This window comes from Dyadobacter sp. CECT 9275 (genome assembly GCF_907164905.1).
GTDB lineage: Bacteria > Bacteroidota > Bacteroidia > Cytophagales > Spirosomataceae > Dyadobacter > Dyadobacter helix.
In genome coordinates, this window is record NZ_CAJRAF010000002.1 from 3126448 (window position 1) to 3150987 (window position 24540).

22 protein-coding genes and 4 tRNA genes are annotated in these 24540 nt (G+C 45.3%); 1 reads left to right on the forward strand and 25 read right to left on the reverse strand.

Annotated features, from left to right (window positions below):
* Position 1: 1 nt before the first annotated feature.
* From KOE27_RS20605 to KOE27_RS20720, 24 genes are all read right to left on the reverse strand, one after another.
* The gene (locus tag KOE27_RS20605) at positions 2-463 is read right to left on the reverse strand and encodes a (2Fe-2S)-binding protein (RefSeq protein ID WP_215240683.1); all 462 of its coding nucleotides are present in this window, start codon (positions 461-463) and stop codon (positions 2-4) included.
* Positions 464-744: 281 nt separating this feature from the next.
* Entirely contained in the window at positions 745-1404 is a 660-nt protein-coding gene (locus KOE27_RS20610; RefSeq protein ID WP_215240684.1) for an SCO family protein, read from the reverse strand.
* Positions 1376-1966, reverse strand: coding sequence for a toxin-antitoxin system YwqK family antitoxin (locus KOE27_RS20615; protein WP_215240685.1), 591 nt, complete (start codon positions 1964-1966; stop codon positions 1376-1378). The genes KOE27_RS20610 and KOE27_RS20615 overlap by 29 nt, the downstream gene beginning before the upstream one ends.
* Positions 1923-2672, reverse strand: coding sequence for a YHYH protein (locus tag KOE27_RS20620; RefSeq protein ID WP_215240686.1), 750 nt, complete (start codon positions 2670-2672; stop codon positions 1923-1925). Before KOE27_RS20620 ends, KOE27_RS20615 begins: the two co-directional genes overlap by 44 nt.
* Positions 2673-2728: 56 nt before the next feature.
* Positions 2729-3190, reverse strand: coding sequence for a hypothetical protein (locus KOE27_RS20625; RefSeq protein WP_215240687.1), 462 nt, complete (start codon positions 3188-3190; stop codon positions 2729-2731).
* On the reverse strand, positions 3183-3443 hold the full coding sequence (locus KOE27_RS20630) for a hypothetical protein (RefSeq protein ID WP_215240688.1): 261 nt from the start codon (positions 3441-3443) through the stop codon (positions 3183-3185). The genes KOE27_RS20625 and KOE27_RS20630 overlap by 8 nt, the downstream gene beginning before the upstream one ends.
* 37 nt (positions 3444-3480) lie before the next feature.
* Positions 3481-4020, reverse strand: a complete 540-nt coding sequence (locus KOE27_RS20635) for an RNA polymerase sigma factor (protein ID WP_215240689.1) — start codon at positions 4018-4020, stop codon at positions 3481-3483.
* 144 nt (positions 4021-4164) lie between these two features.
* Positions 4165-4494: a DUF3467 domain-containing protein gene (locus KOE27_RS20640; RefSeq protein WP_215240690.1), complete on the reverse strand. Its 330-nt coding sequence runs from the start codon at positions 4492-4494 to the stop codon at positions 4165-4167.
* 141 nt (positions 4495-4635) lie between these two features.
* A complete protein-coding gene (rpoC, locus tag KOE27_RS20645; protein WP_215240691.1) occupies positions 4636-8958 on the reverse strand; it encodes a DNA-directed RNA polymerase subunit beta' in 4323 nt (1440 codons plus the stop codon).
* A 93-nt stretch (positions 8959-9051) separates the two neighbouring features.
* Positions 9052-12912, reverse strand: coding sequence for a DNA-directed RNA polymerase subunit beta (gene rpoB, locus KOE27_RS20650; RefSeq protein WP_215240692.1), 3861 nt, complete (start codon positions 12910-12912; stop codon positions 9052-9054).
* Positions 12913-13256: 344 nt separating this feature from the next.
* Complete coding sequence (gene rplL / locus KOE27_RS20655) at positions 13257-13643, reverse strand: 50S ribosomal protein L7/L12 (RefSeq protein ID WP_215240693.1); 387 nt, start codon at positions 13641-13643, stop codon at positions 13257-13259.
* Positions 13644-13733: 90 nt separating this feature from the next.
* Positions 13734-14264 (reverse strand): 50S ribosomal protein L10, encoded by a 531-nt coding sequence (gene rplJ / locus KOE27_RS20660; RefSeq protein WP_215240694.1) that lies wholly within the window; start codon positions 14262-14264, stop codon positions 13734-13736.
* A gap of 1 nt (position 14265) precedes the next feature.
* On the reverse strand, positions 14266-14964 hold the full coding sequence (gene rplA / locus KOE27_RS20665; protein WP_215240695.1) for a 50S ribosomal protein L1: 699 nt from the start codon (positions 14962-14964) through the stop codon (positions 14266-14268).
* A 33-nt stretch (positions 14965-14997) separates the two neighbouring features.
* Positions 14998-15447 (reverse strand): 50S ribosomal protein L11, encoded by a 450-nt coding sequence (rplK, locus tag KOE27_RS20670; RefSeq protein WP_215240696.1) that lies wholly within the window; start codon positions 15445-15447, stop codon positions 14998-15000.
* Between the two features lie 78 nt (positions 15448-15525).
* Positions 15526-16080: a transcription termination/antitermination protein NusG gene (nusG, locus tag KOE27_RS20675; RefSeq protein WP_215240697.1), complete on the reverse strand. Its 555-nt coding sequence runs from the start codon at positions 16078-16080 to the stop codon at positions 15526-15528.
* Positions 16081-16110: 30 nt separating this feature from the next.
* Positions 16111-16302 (reverse strand): preprotein translocase subunit SecE, encoded by a 192-nt coding sequence (secE, locus tag KOE27_RS20680; protein WP_215240698.1) that lies wholly within the window; start codon positions 16300-16302, stop codon positions 16111-16113.
* Between the two features lie 18 nt (positions 16303-16320).
* Positions 16321-16391 (reverse strand) — tRNA-Trp (locus KOE27_RS20685).
* Positions 16392-16494: 103 nt separating this feature from the next.
* Positions 16495-17682: an elongation factor Tu gene (gene tuf / locus KOE27_RS20690; RefSeq protein ID WP_215240699.1), complete on the reverse strand. Its 1188-nt coding sequence runs from the start codon at positions 17680-17682 to the stop codon at positions 16495-16497.
* 193 nt (positions 17683-17875) lie between these two features.
* Positions 17876-17947, reverse strand: a tRNA-Thr gene (locus KOE27_RS20695).
* An 84-nt stretch (positions 17948-18031) separates the two neighbouring features.
* Positions 18032-18104: transfer RNA gene (locus KOE27_RS20700), tRNA-Gly, on the reverse strand.
* Between the two features lie 56 nt (positions 18105-18160).
* Positions 18161-18243 (reverse strand) — tRNA-Tyr (locus tag KOE27_RS20705).
* 163 nt (positions 18244-18406) lie between these two features.
* The gene (locus KOE27_RS20710; RefSeq protein WP_215240700.1) at positions 18407-19501 is read right to left on the reverse strand and encodes an outer membrane beta-barrel protein; all 1095 of its coding nucleotides are present in this window, start codon (positions 19499-19501) and stop codon (positions 18407-18409) included.
* Positions 19502-19511: 10 nt separating this feature from the next.
* A complete protein-coding gene (locus KOE27_RS20715) occupies positions 19512-20297 on the reverse strand; it encodes a hypothetical protein (protein ID WP_215240701.1) in 786 nt (261 codons plus the stop codon).
* Positions 20278-20868, reverse strand: coding sequence for an RNA polymerase sigma factor (locus tag KOE27_RS20720; protein ID WP_215240702.1), 591 nt, complete (start codon positions 20866-20868; stop codon positions 20278-20280). Before KOE27_RS20720 ends, KOE27_RS20715 begins: the two co-directional genes overlap by 20 nt.
* 274 nt (positions 20869-21142) lie before the next feature.
* Here KOE27_RS20720 and murI point away from each other — a divergent pair, with 274 nt between their 5' ends.
* Positions 21143-21952: a glutamate racemase gene (gene murI / locus KOE27_RS20725; RefSeq protein WP_215240703.1), complete on the forward strand. Its 810-nt coding sequence runs from the start codon at positions 21143-21145 to the stop codon at positions 21950-21952.
* Position 21953: 1 nt separating this feature from the next.
* Here the strand turns inward: murI and KOE27_RS20730 are convergent, their stop codons facing one another.
* The gene (locus KOE27_RS20730) at positions 21954-24479 is read right to left on the reverse strand and encodes a glycosyl hydrolase (protein ID WP_215240704.1); all 2526 of its coding nucleotides are present in this window, start codon (positions 24477-24479) and stop codon (positions 21954-21956) included.
* Between the last annotated feature and the right edge of the window lie 61 nt (positions 24480-24540).

Genomic DNA, 24540 nt, shown 5'->3' on the forward strand with positions numbered 1-24540 from the left:
GTTATTTGGATTTGGAGGCTGCTACTTTTACCGCTTCACGAATACGATGATATGTCCCGCACCGGCAGAGATTCCCACTCATGGTAGCTACAATTTCTTCGTCCGTAGGTTTTGGTTTCTCTTTCAGTAAGGCTGCTGCTGTCATGATCTGCCCCGCCTGGCAGTAACCGCATTGTGCCACATCCACTTCATCCCAGGCCTTTTGCACCGGATGATCTCCCTTTTCTGATAACCCTTCGATGGTCGTCACTTTTGATTTACCCACTGCTGACACTGGCAGCACACAGGAGCGAACTGCCTTCCCGTCCAAATGAACCGTGCAGGCTCCGCACTGTGCAATTCCACAGCCGAATTTAGTACCTACCAATCCCAGGTTGTCCCGAAGTACCCATAGTAAGGGGGTATCTCCCTCAATGTCGGCCTGATAGGCGCGGTTGTTAATTGAAAGTTTGAATAATGCCATGGTGAATGAATTGAGTCTTGAAAATGATTCAGGAAATTAATTAGCAATTTCAACGACAGAGGAGCAGCCATTTCAGTTTAAAGACAAAGAATAACTGAAAAGCCCCCTAATTTACATAATTAACTTTTTCAAATCAACCGAAACTGAAAATCAGATGGTTGCCTGTCATTCAGTATCTCACCAATAGCATGAGCATTTGATTGTAAGATCTATTAACGCAGCAGACCGGGCATTGCGCAGTAGTAGCCGGCCAAAAAAGCTCAGAAGCAACGGCGTATCAGTTACCTGTCTTCTGCCAGGAGCCGCCTGATGTCCCCGATCATCTGTTCTATTTCCAGCTGAAGGGTTCCGTTGTAAATTCCCCGGATCCGTTTGTTTCTATCGACGAGAATGATATGCTCGGTGTGCAGAAATTCGGTACTGTCCTTCGTAAAGCCCAGGTCTTCTTCTGCAAAATAGGATTGACGCGCCAGGTTATATATTTCTCCCTTACTCCCCGTCAGGAGGTGCCAGTTCGGAGATACAATTCCATTTTCTCTGGCAAAAGCTCCCAGGCGCCCCACATTATCTATCCAGGGGGTGACACTAAAGGAAAGGATAGACACTTCATGGTTGTTTTTAAATGCCTGCTGAACCAGTTTCATATGCTTGGTCATGACGGGACAGATACTGATACAGCTGGTAAAAATAAAATTAGCCACGTGGATTTTACCCTCTACGTCCCGATCCGTGATCTGGCGGCCCTGCTGGTCCGTAAACGAAAATGAGGTGATCCGGTGATTTACTTTTTGCTGCGCCTCTCTGAAATCCGAAAAAAATAAGGGGCTGAAATCCGGTGTATTATAATAAGGCAAACTGTTCGTTTCCGAGTTGTCCGAACATCCCAATATTCCCACAATGAACAGGGAAAGGCTATTTCTTAAAAACACTGTCCGTAACATTCACACAATTTTTAGTACCCAGCAGTCCATACCTTCTGCCGTTCAGGATCACATAGTTTGACCTGATTTTCCCATTATCGTAAAACATTCTCTGCGGCCCTTCCTCATATCCTCTGGTGTAATTCATTTCCTTAATCAGTACACCAGTTGAACTCCATTCCCGGCAGGTACCTTCATACTCGTCATGCTCAAACCGATACTCTAGTTTTTTGCGTCCGTTTTCCCACCAGACCAGGTAATTACCCGTTTTATCTCCGTGATCAAAATATCTTGTTTCCTGTGGTGTGCCGTCAGCATAATACTTTTTCCAGATTCCATGTTCCCTGCCATTCAAATATCCCGAAACCGCGGCAGTATCATGCGTGCCCGAATACCAGTGCAAAACCTTTCCGGTAAAAGGCTGATCCTTGTGGTATAAAATTCCGTTACGGATCTGCAAACCTCTATCGGAAGCATCTACCCAAACCAGATCCGCAGAACTACATCCTGATACAATCAATAAAAGCGTGCAAAACACCTTACTGAGTAACCGTCCCAGATGTACCGTAAAATCCACTGCCATTGATATAAGGGTCCGTACTTGTAATATGATAGTGATAAATACCAGCGGGATACTCAGTCGTGGCATGTGAATGACCGTGATAGACATCAAGGGAAGAAGTAACCACGTCTGTCCCATTTTCCTGGGGACCATATACGGGAAAACCGTCCAGCAAAAATCCCAGCAAAGCCGATTTGGAAGCTTTGACCATCGTCAGATAAAGTGGTTCCACATGGTAATGATACTGCCCGCTTTGCTGAGGGTGCCCCCAGTACTGATCAAAACTCACTATTTCGCTGGTAAGCGGCTGGCTGGGGCCCGCATACTGATTAAAAAATGGGACGCCATTCACTGCAACACCTATGGGCCCTAAGGGTGTTGCAGCATGCGTACTTGCGACTTTAGGGTTCAGGGGAATCTTGAAGGTATACATTTGCGAGGATATGGAATTGGGATTCTTTTTGAACTGGCTTCCTCCGAAAGTAGTACCGCTGAAATTTTCGTACAATGCATTCCCCGATGCATAATACACACTTTTATGATCCGGCAGACCTGTTGTTTTAATGGTGAGATAGGTCCCGTCTGAGGTAATGGAGGTAGCACCGTAGATCTTGGAATACACCGCTGGAATATCAGTTCCCGGATCGACAGTACTGGTACTATCCTTTTTACAGGCCATAAAACCCAGTACAAAAAGAAGAGACAATAGTTGTGTTGATTTTTTCATGATATGATCGTTTTTCCCTTATACGACCAAACCAAAATATTCCTTCGATACAGAAATCATTTTTTCCCTGGTACAAAAAAAAACGCTAGTTCCCGGGTCAGTACGTCAAAATGCTGAAGTTGAGCGGGCTTACAAAGATTTCTGATGGCAGCAAAATGATTGTAATGTACCGCTTCCATTAACTTCTGCAAGTCTCCCAAACGATTTTCCAGCGAATCGCGGCCTGTTTGTTTTTGATCCCGGAGTGTCAGGTACAAATTCTTCTTTGTCTCACGGATCTGCCCTTCAAGCTCCGTAACGGCCCGCCGATGCTCCTGAATCAGTTTTTCATATTGCATTACCTGGTCTTTATCAAAATCGAGTTGCTCTATGATGATCCGTTTGGGGTGTTCCCGGTCGTGTTCTGGCATTCCGGGGAATGGCACACGTCCTTTTTCATTAACCAGCAAAAACAAAATCACCAGGTTCAATACCAGCAAAAATCCTACTGCGATCCCCAAAAGCCTTATTTTACTCATCGTAAAGCGTATTGGAAGTTGATAAATGCATGGTCGTGACAAGTTCTCCCAGCCCTGCGGGTACCCAACCGGTGGTTTTCAGGACGAGCCCGATATTTAATCCCGTTATAAAAATGGCTGACAGAGCGAATGCCCATTTCCACTGAAGCGGTGCCTGACTTAAACCTGCTATTTTATTCTCTATCCTCGTAAAAAGAAACGGAGGGACATTCACTCGGCGAATTCTTTTCAAATGATCGAAGTTCTGTTCCATTTTACAACGTTGTTTTCAAACTATTACGATTTAATTTTCAAATTCCTTCTCCACCTTTGATTTTTCTGTTCAGGGCGTGCTTGGCTCTCTGGAACAATGATTCCACCGCCTTTTCACTTACTCCCATGATTTCGGCCACCTCCTTTTGGGAGCGGTCTTCCGCTTTAAGCAGGATGACCACTGTTTTCTGGTTAGCAGGAAGTGCGTTGATCAACCTGAAAAGGTTCTGGAGTTGCTCCTTATCTTCCAGCGCAATTCCCGGATGATCACTACTTTCTGCTTCAACTACAGGCTGGTTGCTGTCTGTCCGAAAGAGACTGGTGATAAACCCAAACCGTTTCCGGGCTTTCTTCATTTTAAGAAAATCTAGGCTTTGGTTAATGGCGATCCGGTAGATCCAGGTTTTCAGTGACGAGGCTTCCGGGTTATACCTGTGAATATTCTGATAAACTTTAACAAATACTTCCTGCGTAATGTCCTGAGCATCAGAAATATTCTGAACATAGTTTAAAGCAAGGTTATAGACTAGATTCTTATAGTCGTCATAAACTGCTTTAAATTCAGTATCCTTGCGCATTTGTATTCCAAGGGGTGTGTGTAATACTTTCAGGGTCGGTGCTTTACTAATCCAGCTTGTTGTTTTTCAGAATAACTGTTGGTAAACAAAAAATCCTACGGCACAAAGCAGTAGGAAATTGTATCATTTCAGTAAATAGTACGTTCAGGCTTCTCCTCCCGGCCCGCCAAAACTGATCGGGAAATTGAAAGTCGGCTCGTTATCCTGCGTACTGTGGATCGGCCCATACTGGTCTTCGTACTTATTGATATTATCTTTTAAGGCTGCTATTAATCTTTTGGCGTGTTCTGGTGTAATAATGATCCTGGCCTTCACCTTAGCGCGTGGCACGCCGGGCATAAGCCTTATAAAATCCAGGATAAATTCGCTATTGGAGTGAGCGATCATGGCGAGGTTGGAGTATACTCCTTCAGCCATTTCCTCGGATAGCTCCACGTTGATCTGCTGTTCGTTTTCTTTGTTGTCGTCTTCCATGGGTTGGATTTTTAATAGCACACTGCTATCAGCCCTGCGGCATTTAATTATTGGCCTGAATTTACTAAAATTAAACAGTATCCAAAACAAAGAGCCGGTTCCACACTAGCAGAACCGGCTCTTTTACAACTTACCTATGCGCTATGCAAGCTCTTTTTTCTTGGAAGCCTGTTTTTCGCGGGATGCATTCAGTGCATCGTATTCTTCTTTTGAACCCACGATCAGGTTTTCATACTGACGCATACCTGTACCGGCCGGGATCAGGTGACCAACGATCACGTTTTCCTTCAGACCTTTCAGTTCATCACGTTTTCCGCGAACCGCAGCTTCGCTCAGTACCTTGGTTGTTTCCTGGAACGATGCCGCAGAAACAAAACTTTCAGTACCCAGAGAAGCCTGTGTGATACCCATCAGAGTAGGTTTAGCCACAGCAGCCTGCGCATCACGTGCCACAACCAGCTTCAGGTCACGGCGTTTAAGGCTTGAATTTTCATCACGTAAACGACGTACTGAAATGATCATACCTGGTTTCAGTGTGTCCGAATTACCGGGATCTTCCACTACTTTCATATCCAGTATCTTATCATTTTCCTCGCGGAATACAACACGGTCAACCGCCTGCATTTCGAGGAAGTTGGTATCTCCGGCATCCAGGATCTCCACTTTCTGCATCATCTGACGAACGATACACTCGATGTGCTTGTCGTTAATCTTCACACCCTGCAGACGGTATACCTCCTGGATTTCATTTACAAGATACTCCTGAACGGCTGTTGGTCCTTTGATCGACAGGATATCCGCTGGTGTAATGGCGCCATCTGACAGTGGATCGCCCGCTCTTACGAAGTCCCCATCCTGTACCAGAATGTGCTTCGAAAGCGCCACCATGTAACGGCGTTGAGTTCCGTCTTTCGACTCAATATGAATTTCGCGGTTACCACGTTTCACACCACCGTAACTTACTACCCCGTCGATTTCCGTAACGGTTGCCGGATTGGATGGGTTACGTGCCTCAAACAATTCAGTTACACGTGGAAGACCTCCGGTGATATCGCGGGTCTTACCAACCACACGAGGTATTTTCGCCAGTGGCTGACCGGCTTTTACCGCAGCTCCGTTTTTCACAACCAGACGCGCTCCCACCGGAAGGTTATAGCCCTTCTCTGTCTGATCTTTCAACAGCGTACTTTTACCCTTAACCACGATCGCCGGGTTTTTGGTTTTATCACGTGTTTCAATGATAACAGATTCCTGGAATCCGGTTTGTTCGTCAAATTCTTCTCGGTAGGTAATACCTTCCTCAATGGCATCAAAGGAAACGGCTCCCGTGAACTCAGAAAGAATTACAGCGTGATACGGATCCCAGGTACATAGTTCCTGACCTTTGAAAACGGTATCTCCTTCTTTCACCAGAAGGTGTGCTCCATAAGGAACGTTATTGCTGATCAGCAGTTGTTTGGTTTCAGGGTGAACGATTTTCACCTCACCAGAACGTCCCATCACAACCGTTACATCGTCTCCTTCGGAATTAACCGATTGAACCAGACGAAGATCTTCAAACTGAATCAGACCGTCGAATTTCGCCTTGATATTTGCATCTACAGAAATGTTGGATGCTGTACCACCGACGTGGAACGTACGAAGGGTAAGCTGTGTACCCGGCTCCCCGATAGACTGGGATGCGATTACCCCTACTGCTTCACCGATGTTAACCATGTGAGCAGATGCAAGGCTGCGTCCGTAACATTTGGCACAAACGCCGTTACGTGTTTCGCAGGTAAGTACCGATCGTATTTCTACGCTCTCAATACTTGTTTCATCTATATAAGAGGCGATCTCTTCCGTGATTTCCTGTCCGGAAGTCAGGATGATTTCTCCTGACAAAGGATCAAATACATCATGAACGCTTACACGGCCCAGGATACGCTCCGACAGCGGCTCTACAATATCTTCATTGTCTTTCAATGCCGATATCTGAATTCCCCGAAGCGTACCGCAGTCGTTTTCAACCACTACAACATCCTGCGCAACATCATGTAAACGACGGGTCAGATAACCGGCATCCGCTGTTTTCAAGGCAGTATCTGCAAGACCTTTACGCGCACCGTGTGTAGAGATAAAGTACTCAAGAACGTCAAGCCCTTCCTTAAAGTTAGAAAGGATCGGGTTCTCGATGATTTCTCCTGCACCACCCGCGATATTTTTCTGCGGCTTGGCCATAAGCCCTCTCATACCACCCAGCTGGCGAATCTGCTCACGGGAACCACGGGCTCCTGAGTGCATCATCATATAGATGGAGTTAAATCCTCCCTGATCCGTTTCCAGCTGCTTCATCAATGTTTCTGTGATACGTGAGTTAACACGCGTCCAGATATCGATCACCTGGTTATAACGTTCGTTCTCTGTGATCAGACCCATCAGATAGTTACTCCAGACGTTTTCAACATCTGCTTTAGCCTGCTCGATGAGTTTCTCCTTTTCGTCTGGAACCATTACGTCATTCAATCCCATAGACAAACCACCTTTAAAGGCCATCTGGAAACCAAGTTCTTTGATTTCGTCAAGGAATTGAGCCGTACGGGCTACACCTGCCATTTTGAATACAAGACCAATGATCTGCTGCAATTTTTTCTTAGTCAGCAATTCATTGATATATCCTACTTCTGCGGGTACCGCCTGATTGAAAAGAATACGGCCGGCAACTGTATCCACCAGTTTGGTTTCAAACGATCCGTCGTCGTTCCGTACCCGCAGACGGCATTTGATATTGGCGTGTTTGGACAGTTTCCCTTCGTTGATCGCGATGATAACCTCATCAGGACCATAGAAAACCATTCCTTCTCCGATGATCGGATATTCGGGCGTACTTACACGGCCTTTTGTTACATAATAAAGACCCAAAACCATGTCCTGTGATGGTACCGTGATCGGCGCACCGTTGGCAGGGTTAAGAATGTTATGTGAAGAAAGCATCAGCATAGACGCTTCCAGAACGGCTTCCTGACCCAATGGCACGTGAACAGCCATCTGGTCACCGTCAAAGTCAGCGTTGAATGCAGTACAAACCAATGGGTGCAATTGTATCGCTTTTCCTTCGATCAGCTTGGGCTGGAACGCCTGGATACCCAGACGGTGAAGCGTTGGAGCACGGTTGAGCAGAACAGGATGTCCTTTCAAAACGTTTTCCAGGATATCCCAGATCACCGGATCCTTACGATCCACGATTTTCTTAGCTGATTTTACAGTTTTAACAATACCGCGCTCGATCAACTTGCGGATAATAAACGGCTTGAACAACTCGGCCGCCATATCTTTTGGCAAACCACACTCGTGCAGCTTCAGTTCAGGACCAACGACGATTACCGAACGACCGGAATAATCGACACGCTTACCAAGCAGGTTCTGACGGAAACGTCCTTGCTTACCTTTCAGCATATCTGAAAGTGATTTCAAAGCACGGTTACCTTCTGAACGTACCGCGTTTACTTTACGGCTGTTGTCGAAAAGCGAATCTACCGCTTCCTGCAACATCCGTTTTTCGTTACGCAAAATCACCTCAGGTGCTTTGATTTCGATTAGACGTTTCAGACGGTTGTTCCGGATGATGACCCTACGATACAGGTCGTTCAAGTCGGATGTAGCAAAACGACCACCGTCCAGAGGCACAAGCGGACGAAGTTCCGGTGGGATAACAGGTACCATACGGATCACCATCCACTCAGGACGGTTTTCGATCCGTGTATTGGCATCACGGAAAGCCTCCACAACTTTCAGACGTTTTAAAGCTTCCGCCTTACGTTGCTGAGAAGTATCTGTTGCTGCCTGGTGGCGAAGCTCGTAAGAAAGCTCGTCAAGATTGATGCGGTTCAAAAGCATTTCCAGCGCATCAGCTCCCATTTTAGCGATAAACTTATTGGGATCCGTGTCAGGAAGTAACTGGTTTTCACGCGGCAGTTTATCGATGATATCCAGGTATTCATCCTCAGTCAGGAAGTCCAGATAGCCTACGCCATCTTCTTCTTTGATACCAGCCTGAACTACTGCATATCGCTCGTAGTATATAATCTGATCCAGCTTTTTGGTAGACAATCCGAGCAGGTACCCGATCTTGTTCGGCAAGCTGCGGAAATACCAGATGTGTGCAACGGGAACAACGAGCTCAATGTGGCCCATACGCTCACGACGTACCTTTTTCTCGGTAACCTCCACACCACAACGGTCGCAGATGATACCTTTGTAACGGATACGTTTGTATTTTCCACAATGACATTCCCAGTCCTTTACAGGTCCGAAAATGCGCTCGCAGAACAACCCACCCATTTCCGGTTTGTAGGTCCGGTAGTTGATGGTTTCAGGCTGGGTTACTTCACCGAATGAGCTCTCAAGGATAGACTCAGGTGATGCCAGACTGATTGTCATTCTGGAAAAATCACTATTAAGTTTTTTGTTCTTTTTGAAAGACATAATTAAAAAGTCGTTTGTCTGTTAGTCGAAACTCAATTTGTATTGCATTTCTAAGGAGCGCTTATATTTCAAAGCGCTCCTTACGACTAAAAATTAGTCCAGCGTAATCTCCAATGCTAATCCACGAAGCTCGTGAACAAGTACGTTGAATGACTCCGGAATATTTGGTTTCGGAAGGTTTTCACCTTTCACGATTGCTTCGTATGCTTTGGCACGGCCAACGACGTCATCCGACTTAACGGTAAGGATTTCCTGAAGAATGTGAGATGCACCGAATGCTTCAAGTGCCCACACTTCCATTTCTCCAAAACGCTGACCACCGAACTGCGCTTTACCACCCAATGGCTGCTGGGTAATGAGCGAGTAGGGTCCGATTGAACGGGCGTGCATCTTGTCGTCCACAAGGTGGCCCAGCTTCATCATGTACATCAGACCAACCGTTACGGGCTGATCAAATTGTTCACCGCTCAATCCGTTGTAAAGGTACGTACGGCCCCATGCTGGTAATCCGGCCTCTTTCAGCTCAGCCGCCACTTCTGCTTCGGTCGCTCCGTCAAAAATCGGTGTTGCATACCGACGGCCCAGTTTAAGACCAGCCCATGCAAGAATGGTTTCGTAGATCTGACCGATGTTCATACGCGAAGGTACCCCAAGTGGGTTCAACACGATATCCACCGGTGTTCCATCTTCCAAGAATGGCATATCTTCATCACGAACAATACGGGCCACAACCCCTTTGTTACCGTGACGACCGGCCATTTTATCCCCTACTTTCAATTTACGTTTCTTGGCAATATATACTTTGGCAAGTTTCACGATACCCGCAGGAAGTTCATCGCCCACTTCAAGTGCGAAACGATCGCGTTTGAAACGGCCCATTAACTCACTACGTGCATTGAGGTAGTTTTTCAGTACCAGTGAAACCTGTACATTGGTATCAGCATCCTCAGTCCAGTTATCTGTAAGTACATCACCGATCAGGTTTACTTCTTCAGCTACTGCATACTGGCTCTCATCACGGTAAGGGTTGTTAGCCGGGAACAGGTTTTCCGAAATATTACGGATACCAAACTTCATTCCTTTGCTGATCAGCTCATCACCGAACTTGTGCTTAACACCCTGGCTTGTTTTACCATCAACAAGCTGAACAAGTTTGTCGATCACCCGGCCGCGAAGTGCGGTCAGGTCACGGCTGTACTTCTTCATCAGCAGACGCAGTTCGTCTTTGTGTTTTGCACGTTCCTCTTTTGTTGGGCGTGAGAAAAGTTTGGTATCAATTACCACTCCTTTCATGGATGGCGGTGCCTTTTTAGATGCATCCTTCACATCACCTGCTTTATCACCGAAGATTGCACGAAGCAGTTTTTCTTCCGGTGTCGGATCCGACTCTCCTTTTGGCGTGATCTTACCGATCAGGATATCTCCTTCTTTTACTTCTGTACCAACTTGTACGATACCATTCTCATCAAGGTTCTTAACCGTTTCCTCGCTTACGTTTGGAATTTCAGCAGTCAGTTCTTCCTCGCCACGTTTTGTATCCCGTACCTCCAGTTCGAATTCTTCGATGTGGATAGATGTAAAGATATCGTCCCGTACAACTTTCTCCGAAATTACAATCGCATCCTCGAAGTTGTAACCCTGCCATGGCATGAAAGCAACCATCAGGTTACGGCCCAGGGCCAGTTCACCACCTTCGGTACCATATCCCTGGCAGAGTGCCTCACCTTTAGAAACTTTCTGGCCTTTCAGCACCATAGGCTGAAGGTTCAGACAAGTATCCTGGTTGGTACGGCGGAATTTTACCAGATCATAAGAAACGCTGTCCTCTATGAAAGAAACCAGACGTTCCTCGTCCGTTCTGTAATATTTAACAACAATCTTTGTTGCATCCACGTATTCAATCTCTCCATCTCCCTCTGCAACGATCAATGCACGGGAATCCATTGCTACACGTTTTTCAAGACCAGTTCCAACAATAGGAGCCTGGGGCCGTAACAAAGGAACACCCTGGCGCTGCATGTTAGAGCCCATCAAAGCCCTGTTGGCATCATCATGCTCAAGGAACGGAATCAGCGATGCCGCAACAGATACAATCTGGTTGGCGGCAACGTCCATATAGGAAGCCTGTGAAGGATCCACCATCGGGAAATCTCCTTCAAAACGCGTCTTGATTTTTTCCACCGTGAAGTTTCCGCTTTCATCTACCGAGGCGTTGGCCTGGGCGATGTATTTGGAATCTTCTTCTTCGGCAGTCATATAAATGATATCCTCGGTAAGTTTTCCGGCTCCATCAATCACACGGTAAGGTGTTTCGATAAAGCCCATACCGTTTACTTTTGCAAATACGCAAAGTGACGAAATCAGACCGATGTTTGGTCCTTCAGGCGTTTCAATCGTACACAGACGCCCGTAGTGCGTGTAGTGAACGTCACGAACCTCAAAACCTGCTCTTTCACGGGAAAGACCGCCAGGTCCAAGTGCCGACATACGTCTCTTGTGCGTTATCTCAGCCAATGGATTGGTTTGATCCATGAACTGCGACAGCTGGTTGGTACCAAAGAAAGAGTTGATAACAGAAGAAAGCGTACGTGCATTGATCAGATCGACCGGTTTGAAATCTTCGTTGTCACGAACATTCATACGTTCTTTGATCGTACGCGCCATACGTGCAAGACCCACACCGAACTGTGCATAAAGCTGCTCACCCACCGTGCGGACACGACGGTTTGACAAGTGATCGATATCATCGACAACCGCCTTCGCATTGATCAGACCAATGAGGTATTTCACGATGGAAACAATATCACCGGTTGTCAGTACGCGCACGTCAAGGCTGGTATCCGATCCCAGCTTTTTGTTGATACGGTAACGGCCCACATCACCCAGGTCATAACGTTTGTCACTGAAGAACAAGCTCTGGATCACATCCCGTGCAGTTTGTTCATCCGGTGCCTCTGCGTTACGCAGCTGGCGGTAAATTTGCTCAACTGCCTCTTTATCAGAGTTTGAACTATCTTTTTGGAGCGTATTATAAATGATGTTATAATCCGCAACGTTCATGTCTTCTTTGTGCAGGATCACCGATTTCTGACCCGATTCCACAATCACCTCGATATCATCCGGTGAAATAGTCGAATCACGCTCGAGTAATACCTCATTACGCTGGATGGAAACGACCTCACCGGTATCTTCATCCACGAAATCCTCCGTCCAGGTACGTAGCACCCTGGCAGCCAGACGACGGCCCACTGCCTTTTTCAGGTTGGACGGAGTTGCAGCGATTTCTTCGGACAGACCGAAAAGATCGAGTATATCTTTGTCTGAACCAAAACCGATGGCTCTCAAAAGGGTAGTAACAGGGAATTTCTTTTTACGGTCAATGTAAGCATACATCACATTATTCACGTCGGTTGAGAATTCAATCCATGAACCCTTAAACGGAATAATACGCGCCGAATATAGTTTCGACCCGTTGGTGTGCTTGCTCATTGAGAAGAATACGCCTGGTGAGCGGTGCAGCTGAGAAACAATTACACGCTCGGCACCATTGATCACAAATGACCCACGCTCGGTCATATAAGGAATATTCCCCAGGAATACCTCCTGCTCAATGGTTTCAAATTCTTCGTGATCGGCATCGTTACAGATTAACCGCAACTTCGCCTTTAAAGGAACCGCATAAGTCAGTCCCCGGTCGATGGATTCATCGACGGAATACTTTGGTGGTTCAAGTAAATAATCGATAAACTCAAGCACGAAATTGTCGCGTGAGTCAGCAATTGGAAAGTTTTCAGCGAAAACTTTGTACAATCCTTCACCTGAACGGTCTTCTACTGATGTATCAAGACTAAAGAAATCCCGGAATGATTGTACCTGGATTCCCAGCAAGTCAGGATAATCAATAACGGGATTGATCCTGGAGAAATTTTTTCTGGTTTTTTTTTGAGTAGCCAAGGCTATGTCTGATTTGGGTTAACAGAACGAAAAACAAAGCGACGGAGTAACTTATAACAACGCGCAATCGTACTAATTAGTTTAAAACCGCAATCGTATTGCCTCGTAGAACGATGAAGTTAGCTGCCCCTTTTCTTCCTTTCTACGAGTAAAGAAGTGTTTCGGGCATACTATCTGTGAAGATAAAGGCATTGCCAGACTACGGTGTGGATCTGGTTACCTGTGTTAATCCTAACGTTAAGAAGCGGAATTTGTTTGGATTATACACAAAAATAGGAAAGACCTGACTGTCCGTCAGGCCTGTTCCCGTTGTAATATGTAGGTTTGACGCTACCGTGAGGAAATTATTTTACCTCAACCTCAGCACCAGCTTCTTCAAGTTGTTTTTTCAAAGCTTCTGCTTCGTCTTTTGCAACACCTTCTTTAACTGGTTTTGGAGCGCCGTCAACTAGTTCTTTCGCTTCTTTCAGTCCAAGACCTGTAAGGTCTTTAACCAATTTCACAACAGCCAGCTTGCTAGCACCTGCTGATTTCAAAATTACATCAAAAGACGTTTTTTCCTCTACTACCGGAGCATCAGCACCAGCACCACCAGCAGGACCAGCTACAACAACTGCACCAGCAGCTGCAGGCTCGATGCCATATTCGTCTTTAAGAATTGTAGCCAATTCGTTAACTTCTTTAACCGTCAGGTTAACAAGTTGTTCCGCGAATGCTTTCAAATCTGCCATTTTATTTTTTTGATTTTGTGATTATACAATAAGAATGATTTAAGAGCTCTTACTATTTTACCCGGGAGCTCAACCTGGTTATAAAAATACTTAGTCTTCTTTCTCAGATAAAGTTTTGAGAATACCAGCCAACTTGTGACCGCCGCTTGAAAGCGCGCCGATAACATTTTTGGCAGGTGATTGCAACAGTCCGATGATTTCTCCAACCATTTCTTGTTTGGATTTCAGAGAAATCAGAACGTCAAGCTGGCTTTCGCCTACAAAAACAGAAGAGTCAACCGAAGCCGCTTTAAATTTCAGCTTGTCGCTACCTCCTTTTTTCTTGAACTCCTTGATCAGCTGTGCAGGAACTTTACCTGACTCCGGGTGGAACATTACTCCGGAAAATCCTTTGAGTATTTCATCAAAAGCTGAATAATCCGTATCTAATGTTTCAAGTGCTTTCTTAATCAGTGTATTCTTAACAACCCGATACTCAATACCGCGTTCAAAGCAAAGGCCTCTCAGGGTATTCACCTCGCCAACGGACATGCCATTTGCACTGGTGATGTAAAAGTATGGTGTGCTGGAGAATTTCTGACTCAGTTCGTCTATAATTACTGCTTTCTCTTCCCGTGTCATATTATAATCCTGGAATCGTGTTTTTGTCAATTGTAACACCCGGGCTCATCGTGCTTGACAAGTGAATGCTCTTTACGTAGGTACCCTTGGCCGATGATGGCTTCAGGCGAACCAAGGTATTGATAACCTCTGTTGCGTTCTGTGCAAGTTGTTCGCTTCCGAAGGAAACTTTTCCTACACTCGTATGAATGATACCGGTTTTGTCAACTTTGAAGTCGATTTTACCCGCTTTCACTTCTTTCACAGCCTTAGCAACATCTGGTGTTACCGTACCTGATTTAGGGTTTGGCATCAATCCGCGAGGACCCAGTACCTTACCTAACTTACCCACTTTTGCCATTACCGATGGCATAGTGATGATCACGTCAATATCTGTCCAGCCTTGTTCTATCTTTTGGATATACTCATCAAGACCAACATAATCTGCTCCTGCTGCTTTCGCTTCTGCTTCCTTGTCAGGAGTACACAGAACCAATACACGTACTTCCTTTCCTGTACCATGAGGCAATGTTACCACGCCACGTACCATCTGATCTGCTTTACGAGGATCAACGCCCAAACGGACATCAATATCCACGGAAGAATCAAACTTAGTATAGGAAATTGTCTTTAGGACGTCCGCTGCCTGTTCCAGAGAATAAGCTTGTTCTGCATCGAATTTCGAAAGAGCTTCTTTTTGCTTTTTGGTCAGTTTTCCCATGTTCTTTTTTTCTTTGGCGTATTTAAACTACGCTCAGTTGTTTTCTTCCCACGGGGCTTTGCCTGCTACAGTAATACCCATACTACGAGCCGTTCCCGCTATCATTTTCATAGCTGAATCAATTGTAAAGCAGTTCAGATCCGGCATTTTTGTTTCAGCGATCGTACGAACCTGATCCCATGATACGGAACCAACTTTGATACGGTTAGGCTGAGCAGAACCTGTTTTTACTTTTGATGCCTCTAGAAGCAAAATTGCGGCCGGGGGGGTCTTGATGACGAAGTCAAAAGACTTATCCTTGTAATATGTAATAACTACCGGCAACACCACACCCATTTTATCCTGGGTACGGCCATTGAATTGCTTGCAAAACTCCATGATATTCAAACCCTTGGAACCCAATGCAGGTCCAATTGGAGGTGAAGGATTGGCTTGGCCCCCTTTCACCTGAAGCTTGACGTATCCGCCTATTTCTTTTGCCATTGTTTTGGAATTTGTCGAATCATCGAATGATTTAACGGCTCACATGCAAGTGGAAGCTTACCCTGCCCGTTAATTCGTTCAACTATCTTTTTCTACTTGTGCGTAACTGAGTTCCACGGGTGTATTACGCCCGAATATTTTTACAACTACATTGAGTTTTTTCTTCTCATCAAATACCTCTTCCACCAAGCCGATAAATCCGCTGAACGGACCATCTACCACCTTCACGGTCTCTCCCTTGATGAATGACAGGCTTGGCGCTTCTTCCTGCTGGTCAGCCTCGTCGAACTTACCCAGTATCCTGTTAATCTCCGATTGACGGAGCGGCACCGGAACTTTGGAATTTCCTTCCGCATTGCCCAAAAAGCCAATTACACCCGGAATACTTGTAATAATATGCAGCACCTCTCCTTTGGACAAATCAGCCGAGATAATGATATACCCTGGGAAGAAATTTTTTTCCCTCACTCTCTTCTTTCCGTTGCGCATTTCATAAATCTTCTCCGAGGGGATCAGAATCTGCGGAACGAATTCATTGAGCTTTTGCCGGGTTATTTCATTTTCAATGTAAGACTTGATTTTCTTCTCTTGTCCAGACACCGCTCTTAATACAAACCAATTTAGACCACTCATACCATTCGGGGATTGCTACTAAAAATAGCCTTAGAAAGACTCGTAAAACACTTTGAGCGCGTTCTCAAAAACAAGATCCATCACTCCTACCACTAAGGCAAAAATGAGAGAGCCAACAAGCACCAGTGTTGTATTGGCCTGAAGTTCATTGAACGGCGGCCATGTGACATGCTGGGTAATTTCTTCCCAAGACGCTTTCAGAAAAGAAGTAAATTTTTCCATTTTTCCTTTTAACTTATGCACGGGTGGAGAGATTCGAACTCCCATCAACGGTTTTGGAGACCGCTATTCTACCCTTGAACTACACCCGTATTTCCCGCGACCCAATCTTTCGGGCTGCAAAGATACAATTTATTTACAAAAAACAAGTGCATTCCGAAAGAAATGCACTTGTTTCATATTGTTTATCTTGAATTAGTCAAGAATTTCAGTAACCTGACCAGCACCTACGGTACGTCCACCTTCACGAATCGCGAAACGAAGACCCTTTTCCATAGCGATTTTGTTGATCAGCTTCACTTCGATTGTGATGTTATCACCTGGCATAACCATTTCAACACCAGCTGGAAGTGAGATCTCGCCAGTTACGTCCGTGGTACGGAAGTAGAACTGAGGACGGTATTTGTTAAAGAATGGTGTGTGACGACCACCTTCTTCTTTCGAAAGGACGTAAACCTCGCCTTTGAAAGCAGCGTGTGGCTTCACAGAACCTGGCTTACAGATTACCATTCCACGACGGATGTCTTCTTTGTTAATACCACGTAGCAACAAACCAACGTTATCACCAGCTTCTCCGCGGTCAAGGATTTTACGGAACATCTCAACACCAGTTACGGTTGATTTAAGACCTTCTGCACCCATACCCAAGATATCTACAGGCTCACCAGAGTTGATCACACCACGCTCGATACGACCAGTTGCAACAGTACCACGACCAGTGATCGAGAATACGTCTTCAACAGGCATAAGGAATGGAAGATCAGTCATACGTGGAGGAATTGGAATGTAGCTATCAACAGCATCCATCAGATCCTCGATCGTTTTAACCCATTTCTCGTCGCCATTAAGACCACCCAAAGCAGAACCCTGGATTACTGGAATGTTGTCTCCATCATATTCGTAGAAGCTCAAAAGCTCACGAATTTCCATCTCAACAAGCTCAAGAAGTTCAGGATCATCAACCATATCCACTTTGTTCATGAATACAACAAGCTGAGGAACACCTACCTGACGAGCAAGAAGGATGTGCTCACGAGTTTGTGGCATAGGTCCGTCAGTAGCAGCAACTACGATGATCGCACCGTCCATCTGAGCAGCACCAGTAACCATGTTCTTCACGTAATCCGCGTGACCTGGACAGTCAACGTGTGCATAGTGACGGTTTGCTGTTGCGTATTCTACGTGAGATGTGTTAATTGTAATACCACGCTCTTTCTCTTCAGGAGCATTATCAATTGATGAGAAATCACGAAGTTGTGCCAGACCCTTTTTCGCCAACACAGTTGTGATAGCGGCAGTAAGGGTAGTTTTACCGTGGTCAACGTGCCCGATAGTACCAATATTTACGTGGGGTTTCGAGCGGTCAAACGTCTCTTTTGCCATGACTTAAGTACGCTTAAAATTAAAAAGTTATTACGAATTTATTAAACACTCAGGATTGATTCTGTATTAGCTTACACAAGCCAAGCACTTCAAAATCAATTAACTAAATACAAGAATCAAAAATCTTTACCTGTTAACTGCCGATCATATACCAACAATTAAAAAGCAAAAAAACGTTTTACAACATTCTCTGAGCCATTGAGGGGATTTGAACCCCTGACCTCTTCCTTACCAAGGAAGTGCTCTACCCCTGAGCTACAACGGCAATATTTTGGTAAACAGCCAAAAGCGACCAGCGAAAGGGCTTCAAAATGAATGTTCTCGCTGATCGCTTACGGTGTTTTAATTGAGCGGAAGACGAGGTTCGAACTCGCGACCTATAGCTTGGAAGGCTATCGCTCTACCAGCTGAGCTACTTCCGCAATTGTATGAGCCGTTTCCTGTCTGGTAATAAAGGAAACAAAATTGGCACAAACTGTGGGGGCGGATGGATTCGAACCACCGTAGGCGTACACCAGCAGATTTACAGTCTGCCCCATTTGGCCACTCTGGTACACCCCCCTTTCATCATTTCAACACCACCATGAAAACCGCTTGTTTCACTTTTGGAGCTGCAAAATTATGTGCATTTTTGATATTCTCAAACACTTTTGAAAAAAATATCTTTAAAAAATTTTGACCGGCGTCCAAATGTGGCTTTCCGGTCAATTAAGGCGGTTTTTGTTTAAAATAATCTTATTCCAAAACTGAGCATTCTTACCGACGGACCCTTGTTATCCCGGAATAATTCGTTGGAATCGTAATTAATAAACAGATCGGGGAAGTGACGAATCCCGATTTCCGCTGCTAATCCATATCTGAAATCGTTCATGTAAAAATCCTTATGGTCCTTCTCCACGTCTTTGCTTCCTTCCTGTTTAACTTTAGTGTATCCTCCGAGTCTGTAGCCTCCATACACTCCCGCACTGAGATAGGATATAAAGGAACGGGAAAAGCTAAGGGTCGGCATCAGCGAGAGATTTAAATAAGGAGCCACCAATTTCGTTTTCTTGAGGTTCAATTCATTTCCATCACTATCCTTCACGGTCTGGAATGTGACGGCGGACGCATTTTTCACCACCGTATTATTCCCTTCATACATCAGGTTATACCAGGAGAAATCTCCCCCGAAATCAAGATGCAGCCTTGTTGTTTTGCCCCGCGCTATTGGAGTAGTGGCAACGTAACCGAGGCTCACAAAACGTGACCCAAAGGGCTTCAGATCATAATCCGCTTTATTAAAACCTGCTGTTGCCTTGTTGCTTCCATAGGTATTGAGCCCCAGGGCCATATTAAAACCTTTCCTCGGGCTCGATCCCCATGAACCCCTGCCGATATGTTTCCCTATTCTCTTATAATTTGAGTTGGTTGTGACCTCTGCTCCGTCCTCTTTCACTTCCACGCCATGGGCATCCACTCTTACCTCCGTTTCACCATCTTTTACATGGATTCCTTTCAAACCAATGCGGACATATTCCTTATCGGTACCTTCCCTGTCCCTGAGATAATCCTTACCGTTCACTTCCTCTCTCAAAATGGTGGTATCCGTCTTAGTGCTATCCAATTTCATCTTCAGATCTCTGAGCAATGCATTCAGATCATACTTGAGTATTTTATCCAGCTCCTTTTTATTCTCACCGTAAATGATCAGCCGGGTTTTATCCCCGAAAGTAACGATAATGGAATCCTTGTCGGTTTTGGGATATCTATCCCTGGCCCTGGCTGTGAGTAATGACAACGACAAAAAAATTGTCAGGGTGAATTGCAGATTGATTTTCATGGCTATAAGATTAATTATTTTTTTGCTTTTCATTGTTTTGTTTACGTCCTTCATACCCTTCAGGGTTGCGGAGATCATCTCCGGCGCGTGCAATGATTGTTCTAGGGTTAAAACCCACCTCATTCCAGTCAACACGCTCTCCGGCCCTTGCATTCTTTAGCTGGCGAAACACCTTGGAAAATCGGGAGACTTTCTTTTCCATATCTTCAGGCTCCTCCACTTTTACGATAATAACCCGGTTTTCCTGTTGCTTTACCAGAGCTGTCAAATCGGTTTCTTCGGTTGTGACATTTGGCTTTACCGAGGCTTCTGCTAACTGTGGCACATCCTTACTTACTTTCTCTGTAATACTTTCTTTTTCCAACACACTTACTTCCGCTTTTTCCGGTTCAGGCTCTTTAAAATCGTTTTTGACCAAAGCCTTGCTACTTTCTTTTGAGGCATATTCCACTGCTTCACTTTTAGCCTTCCAGTTCTTCTTTACAGGCTCAACTATAGCAATAACTGGCTGCGCGGCAGATATAAAATGTGTAGAATCTGCCCGATGAGGCTTGGTCTGGTTTACGGCAACCTCAGGCTGGTATGTCCGCTCCAGGGAAGTATCCGACTGATTTTGCCATACCAGATATCCCGTCATCAGCGTCATCGAAACTCCCGCTGCGGCATACCATACCCATGCAGTACGTTTACCCTTTTTCTGACGGGCCTGAATTTTTGACCACGCATCTGCTGATGGAGTCCGCTCCAGGTTTGTCAGTTTCGTCTTAAAAAGGTCATCAACAAGATGCTTTTTCATGATCTACTTTTTTTTTAAAGTCATTTTCCCATTCGCCCAGCATCTTTTGTAACAAAGCACGCGCTCTGTGCAGCTGGGATTTTGAAGTACTTTCGGTTATTCCAAGCATTTCGGCAATTTCCAGATGGGCATATCCTTCTATCGCATACAAATTAAAAACGGTACGGTATCCCACCGGAAGTGCTTCAACAAGCTTGAGCAACTCTTCTGCACGAAGGTTTTCGTCTGCAGTACTGTAATCAGGCATGTTTTCAGATTCCTCCCGGATTGGTTCTTCGGGCACTGCTTTCTGTTTACGTAAGTACCCCAATGCCTCGTTTACCATTATTCTTCTGACCCACCCCTCGAAACTTCCTTCTCCGCTGAACTGATTAATTTTCTCAAAAACTTTTACAAATCCCTCAATCATGACATCCTCTGCGGCCATGGTATCACCAATATATCGGAAACACAATCCCAGCATCCGCGGGGAAAACTTGTCGTAAAGCAGGCGTTGCGCCTTTGCATCCTCTTTCCTGAGGGCTTTAACAAGCTGAGCTTCCTGGCTAAACAATGATAAAATTCGACCCATTCTGAACTGGTGGTTTCAATGACAAGATGCAGGATCATCCTACTCAGGTTGCACGTACGCTGGTATATTTCTATAAATGTTTCGGCAGGCTATGCATCCTTAAAACAAAAACGGCAATAATTAACTGTTTATCAAATCATTAAACAGCTTTATAAACTCATTCCGGAATCAAAATAAATATCAACATATTTTTATTAGTCATTTCAAAAAAATTATTCGGATCCATCTCTTAGCTTTGATACCGGTTTATATTGTCTCAATAAGGGTTATTAAAATGATTGATTCTTCTGCACCCATTGGAATTTTTGACAGCGGAATAGGAGGCATGACGGTTGCAAATGCTGTGACCAGGCTTCTGCCGCAAGAAAATACGATCTATTTCGGCGATACGGCTCATCTTCCCTATGGAGATAAATCAACTGCCGCCATTCAGGCCTATTCCATCAAAATTTGCAACATGCTCATCCAGCAGAACTGCAAACTGATCCTGATCGCCTGTAATTCGGCTTCTGCCGCTGCTTTTGAGCTGGTGCGAGAGTATGTAGGAAGCAAAGCCAAGGTACTGAACGTGATTGACCCCGTGGTGGATTACAGCAAGGAACATTATGAGGGGAAGACCATCGGGTTAATAGGCACGAAACAAACTGTGCTTTCCAATGTTTACAAGAAGAAAATAGACAGCCTGGACAAAAATATACATGTCAAATCACTTGCAACACCCTTGCTTGCGCCAATGATCGAAGAAGGCTTTTTTGACAATAACATCAGCGAAAGTATTATTACCAGCTATCTTTCCGACGCCTCCCTTTCTGGCATCGAAGCCCTCATCCTTGGCTGTACACATTATCCCCTCATTAAAAAGCAAATTGCGGGCTACTACGGCGATTCGGTTGAAATTCTTGACACCTCGGAAATCGTAGCACATTCTCTTAAAGCCTGGCTTGAACAACATTATCTCGTCAACGAAAAAGGGGAGGGGAAGCGCCAGTTTTATGTATCGGATTACACCCTGTCATTTGAACAGTCGACCAGCATCTTTTTTGGTAAACATATCCAGCTGGAACATTATCCACTCTGGGAATAAGTTACGGATACAGAAGCCTCACCGGCCCCAGTAACCCCGAAGGCATAGGCTCCCATTTCGCAGCGCTGAACTTGCCGTATGTAATGTCCGCCATGTTAATGTCATAAAACTTTTTCCATTCGGGAGCCTGGGTATCCCGAAGTCGCATGTAATTAGCCGATAAATTACTGACCTCAATTTCCAGCAAATTATCTCCGGCTTTTAAAACCTCCGGCGCAATTGCCAGCCGGAACGGAATACTCCAGGCCACCCCCAGTGGTACTCCGTTGATCTTAACCGATGCGATTTCCCTTACCTCTCCCAAATCCAGAGACAGTCCTTGCTTTCCTACGAATTCATGGCTCAGATTGAATTTTAAAGTGTATAAACCCTTGCCCGAAAAGTAAAGAGCAGCGTCTGAGAATTCTGTCCACGATTTTAAAGTTCCTGTGGATGCGTCTGCTGGAAGGGCAGGCCGACCGTTTAAAAAACGGACAGCCCAGATACCCGACAACTCCATGGCATTTTTTAGAGAAACTACAGCCGAGTCATCAGCCCTATTTTCGGATACCTGTTTCAAAAAGCATGACTGACCTGGAAGCAACGATAAGTAGACCTCCGTTTTACCTCGGTGCTTTCTGTGGGTTAAAGCGGATTCCTTTCCTGTCAATGGATCGTAGTGTTCAAAATTTTGTCCTTTGCTTATTGTTAGCCAGCCCTCCGTAAAGGTATTCCCAACATTGGCAATAAAGTACATTACTTTATGATCCAGCCTTTTGCGAATAAAAGTTAAGCCTCTTTCACTCAGTTCCTCTTCAACTGCACCGTTAGCGATCAGCGATGCTTTCCAATCTGCTGAAACCGAAACCGTTTCGATGCGCTTGAGTTCGTTTATCCCAGCCTTAAACTTTTCCTCACGGGCCCTATGATTTACATATCCGGTTACCGTGGCTGGGCTACGCTCCTCAAATATTACCCGTGCTCCCCGTTTGGCCAGCCTGGTCAGCTCCTTTAATGTTTGCTCGGACATGAAAACGCTCTCGGGAATGATAATCGTTTTGTAGATACTTCCCCCAGAATCCAGGTTGCCGCTTTTATCCACGGACAACCTTTTCAATTGACTTTCCGAAACGTAATCAAAAGAAAACCCACTCCTCCATAATTTTTCACTGAGTTTTCCAAAGGGCAGCCCAAGCAGCCACTCATCCACATGATGTACGCCCAGGGAATGTATACCACCCGCAAACTGCGTACGCGTTGCCCACAAATCATGGATAGGAAAATAGACGAGCACGTCGTTATCCGGCCTGGTATTTTGTAAAATGTTCTGACAGTTTTCAACATACCTGTTGAGCAGAGGGAAGTATTCTGCAAAATGAGACGTAGCACCAAAGTGGGTAGAAGCATAGAACAACCAGCCGGGATATACTTCACTGGCAGGGGAATAGGTAGTTCCGTGATAAAAAATATGATTTATCCCTGCCGTGAAAAGCTCATCAATCTGCGGCTTCACCTGTGAAAGCGATACTTTAAAATGATTGCCTAACCAGGTTCCTGTTTCGGAGCTAACCAGATATTTTCCGGAAAAATGCGCCGCCGAAGAAGCAAATTTCATTCCCAGCGGGTTGGGCGTACCAAACTGCTTTACAGAATAATCCGGATCAATACTTAAACCGGGAATGGGAAAACGACTTGATCCGAACGACTCTGTTTCGGGAATATCCGCCTCATCGTACAGATCCAGCAGATTACCTGGAGAGCCATGGGCCTGATACCTGGTTTTGAAACCATGCTGCCTGCTCCAATCGGTCCAAACATGGGCGTATCGCTCCCGCAGCAGCTCAGCGAGAGTCTCGTGATAATCTATTTTGACGAGCTGAGATTCTTTCCTATCCGTAGTATCTGTAAAAAGATTCAGCCTGGCGATAAAATCATACCCCCTCCGTTTTTTGAACTCTTCCTGAAAATCGGCCGTCCAATTGGCACCATATGCCTCATAGGAATCCATATACATGGCCCGCGGGCGATCCTTTATTTGCAAAAAGGATGAATCAAAACGGATAAGATACTGTGCCATGGCACGCTTGTGAAAGGGATCAAAAACAAGTCCTTCTCCTCCCGGGGCAGCACGTTTTACTTTCTGCCCTGTTGGCTGTACAGCTATATCTCCATTTTTTACCGACATGGTTTTCGCTGCCATATCAGCTGTTACATTCGGCCCTCCAAATGGCCAGCCCGTTCCCGTGGTCATATCCACACCGATACCCAGCCGTTTGCCCTCGCGCACGGTATGTCCCATCATTTTCAACCATTCGACAGAGAGAAATGGCAGAAATTCCTTCTCATATCCTTTTACACCATAAATGGGGATAATATGAACGCCACCTAATCCCGCCTTTTGAAATCCCTGCAACTGAAGAGTAATATCTCTTTCTGAAACTGCACTGCCCATCCACCACCAGTAAGTCCAGGGTTTGGCGGTGGAAACAGTTTGGGCATAAACCGAACTACAGGTAAATATTATCAGTAAGACTAATTTTCGCATCATATTTCCGGCTTTTCTTAGTAAAGCCTGAGCTCTCAAATACCACCTGTTCAAACCGTTAATT

Bases quoted from the DNA above. Each gene is read 5' to 3' on its own strand.
- KOE27_RS20605 (WP_215240683.1), bottom strand. From the start codon at position 463: ATGGCATTATTCAAACTTTCAATTAACAACCGCGCCTATCAGGCCGAC.
- KOE27_RS20610 (WP_215240684.1), bottom strand. From the start codon at position 1,404: ATGTTACGGACAGTGTTTTTAAGAAATAGCCTTTCCCTGTTCATTGTG.
- KOE27_RS20615 (WP_215240685.1), bottom strand. From the start codon at position 1,966: ATGGCAGTGGATTTTACGGTACATCTGGGACGGTTACTCAGTAAGGTG.
- KOE27_RS20620 (WP_215240686.1), bottom strand. From the start codon at position 2,672: ATGAAAAAATCAACACAACTATTGTCTCTTCTTTTTGTACTGGGTTTT.
- KOE27_RS20625 (WP_215240687.1), bottom strand. From the start codon at position 3,190: ATGAGTAAAATAAGGCTTTTGGGGATCGCAGTAGGATTTTTGCTGGTA.
- KOE27_RS20630 (WP_215240688.1), bottom strand. From the start codon at position 3,443: ATGGAACAGAACTTCGATCATTTGAAAAGAATTCGCCGAGTGAATGTC.
- KOE27_RS20635 (WP_215240689.1), bottom strand. From the start codon at position 4,020: ATGCGCAAGGATACTGAATTTAAAGCAGTTTATGACGACTATAAGAAT.
- KOE27_RS20640 (WP_215240690.1), bottom strand. From the start codon at position 4,494: ATGGAAGACGACAACAAAGAAAACGAACAGCAGATCAACGTGGAGCTA.
- rpoC (WP_215240691.1), bottom strand. From the start codon at position 8,958: ATGTCTTTCAAAAAGAACAAAAAACTTAATAGTGATTTTTCCAGAATG.
- rplL (WP_215240693.1), bottom strand. From the start codon at position 13,643: ATGGCAGATTTGAAAGCATTCGCGGAACAACTTGTTAACCTGACGGTT.
- rplJ (WP_215240694.1), bottom strand. From the start codon at position 14,264: ATGACACGGGAAGAGAAAGCAGTAATTATAGACGAACTGAGTCAGAAA.
- rplA (WP_215240695.1), bottom strand. From the start codon at position 14,964: ATGGGAAAACTGACCAAAAAGCAAAAAGAAGCTCTTTCGAAATTCGAT.
- rplK (WP_215240696.1), bottom strand. From the start codon at position 15,447: ATGGCAAAAGAAATAGGCGGATACGTCAAGCTTCAGGTGAAAGGGGGC.
- nusG (WP_215240697.1), bottom strand. From the start codon at position 16,080: ATGAGTGGTCTAAATTGGTTTGTATTAAGAGCGGTGTCTGGACAAGAG.
- secE (WP_215240698.1), bottom strand. From the start codon at position 16,302: ATGGAAAAATTTACTTCTTTTCTGAAAGCGTCTTGGGAAGAAATTACC.
- tuf (WP_215240699.1), bottom strand. From the start codon at position 17,682: ATGGCAAAAGAGACGTTTGACCGCTCGAAACCCCACGTAAATATTGGT.
- KOE27_RS20710 (WP_215240700.1), bottom strand. From the start codon at position 19,501: ATGAAAATCAATCTGCAATTCACCCTGACAATTTTTTTGTCGTTGTCA.
- KOE27_RS20715 (WP_215240701.1), bottom strand. From the start codon at position 20,297: ATGAAAAAGCATCTTGTTGATGACCTTTTTAAGACGAAACTGACAAAC.
- KOE27_RS20720 (WP_215240702.1), bottom strand. From the start codon at position 20,868: ATGGGTCGAATTTTATCATTGTTTAGCCAGGAAGCTCAGCTTGTTAAA.
- murI (WP_215240703.1), top strand. From the start codon at position 21,143: ATGATTGATTCTTCTGCACCCATTGGAATTTTTGACAGCGGAATAGGA.
- KOE27_RS20730 (WP_215240704.1), bottom strand. From the start codon at position 24,479: ATGATGCGAAAATTAGTCTTACTGATAATATTTACCTGTAGTTCGGTT.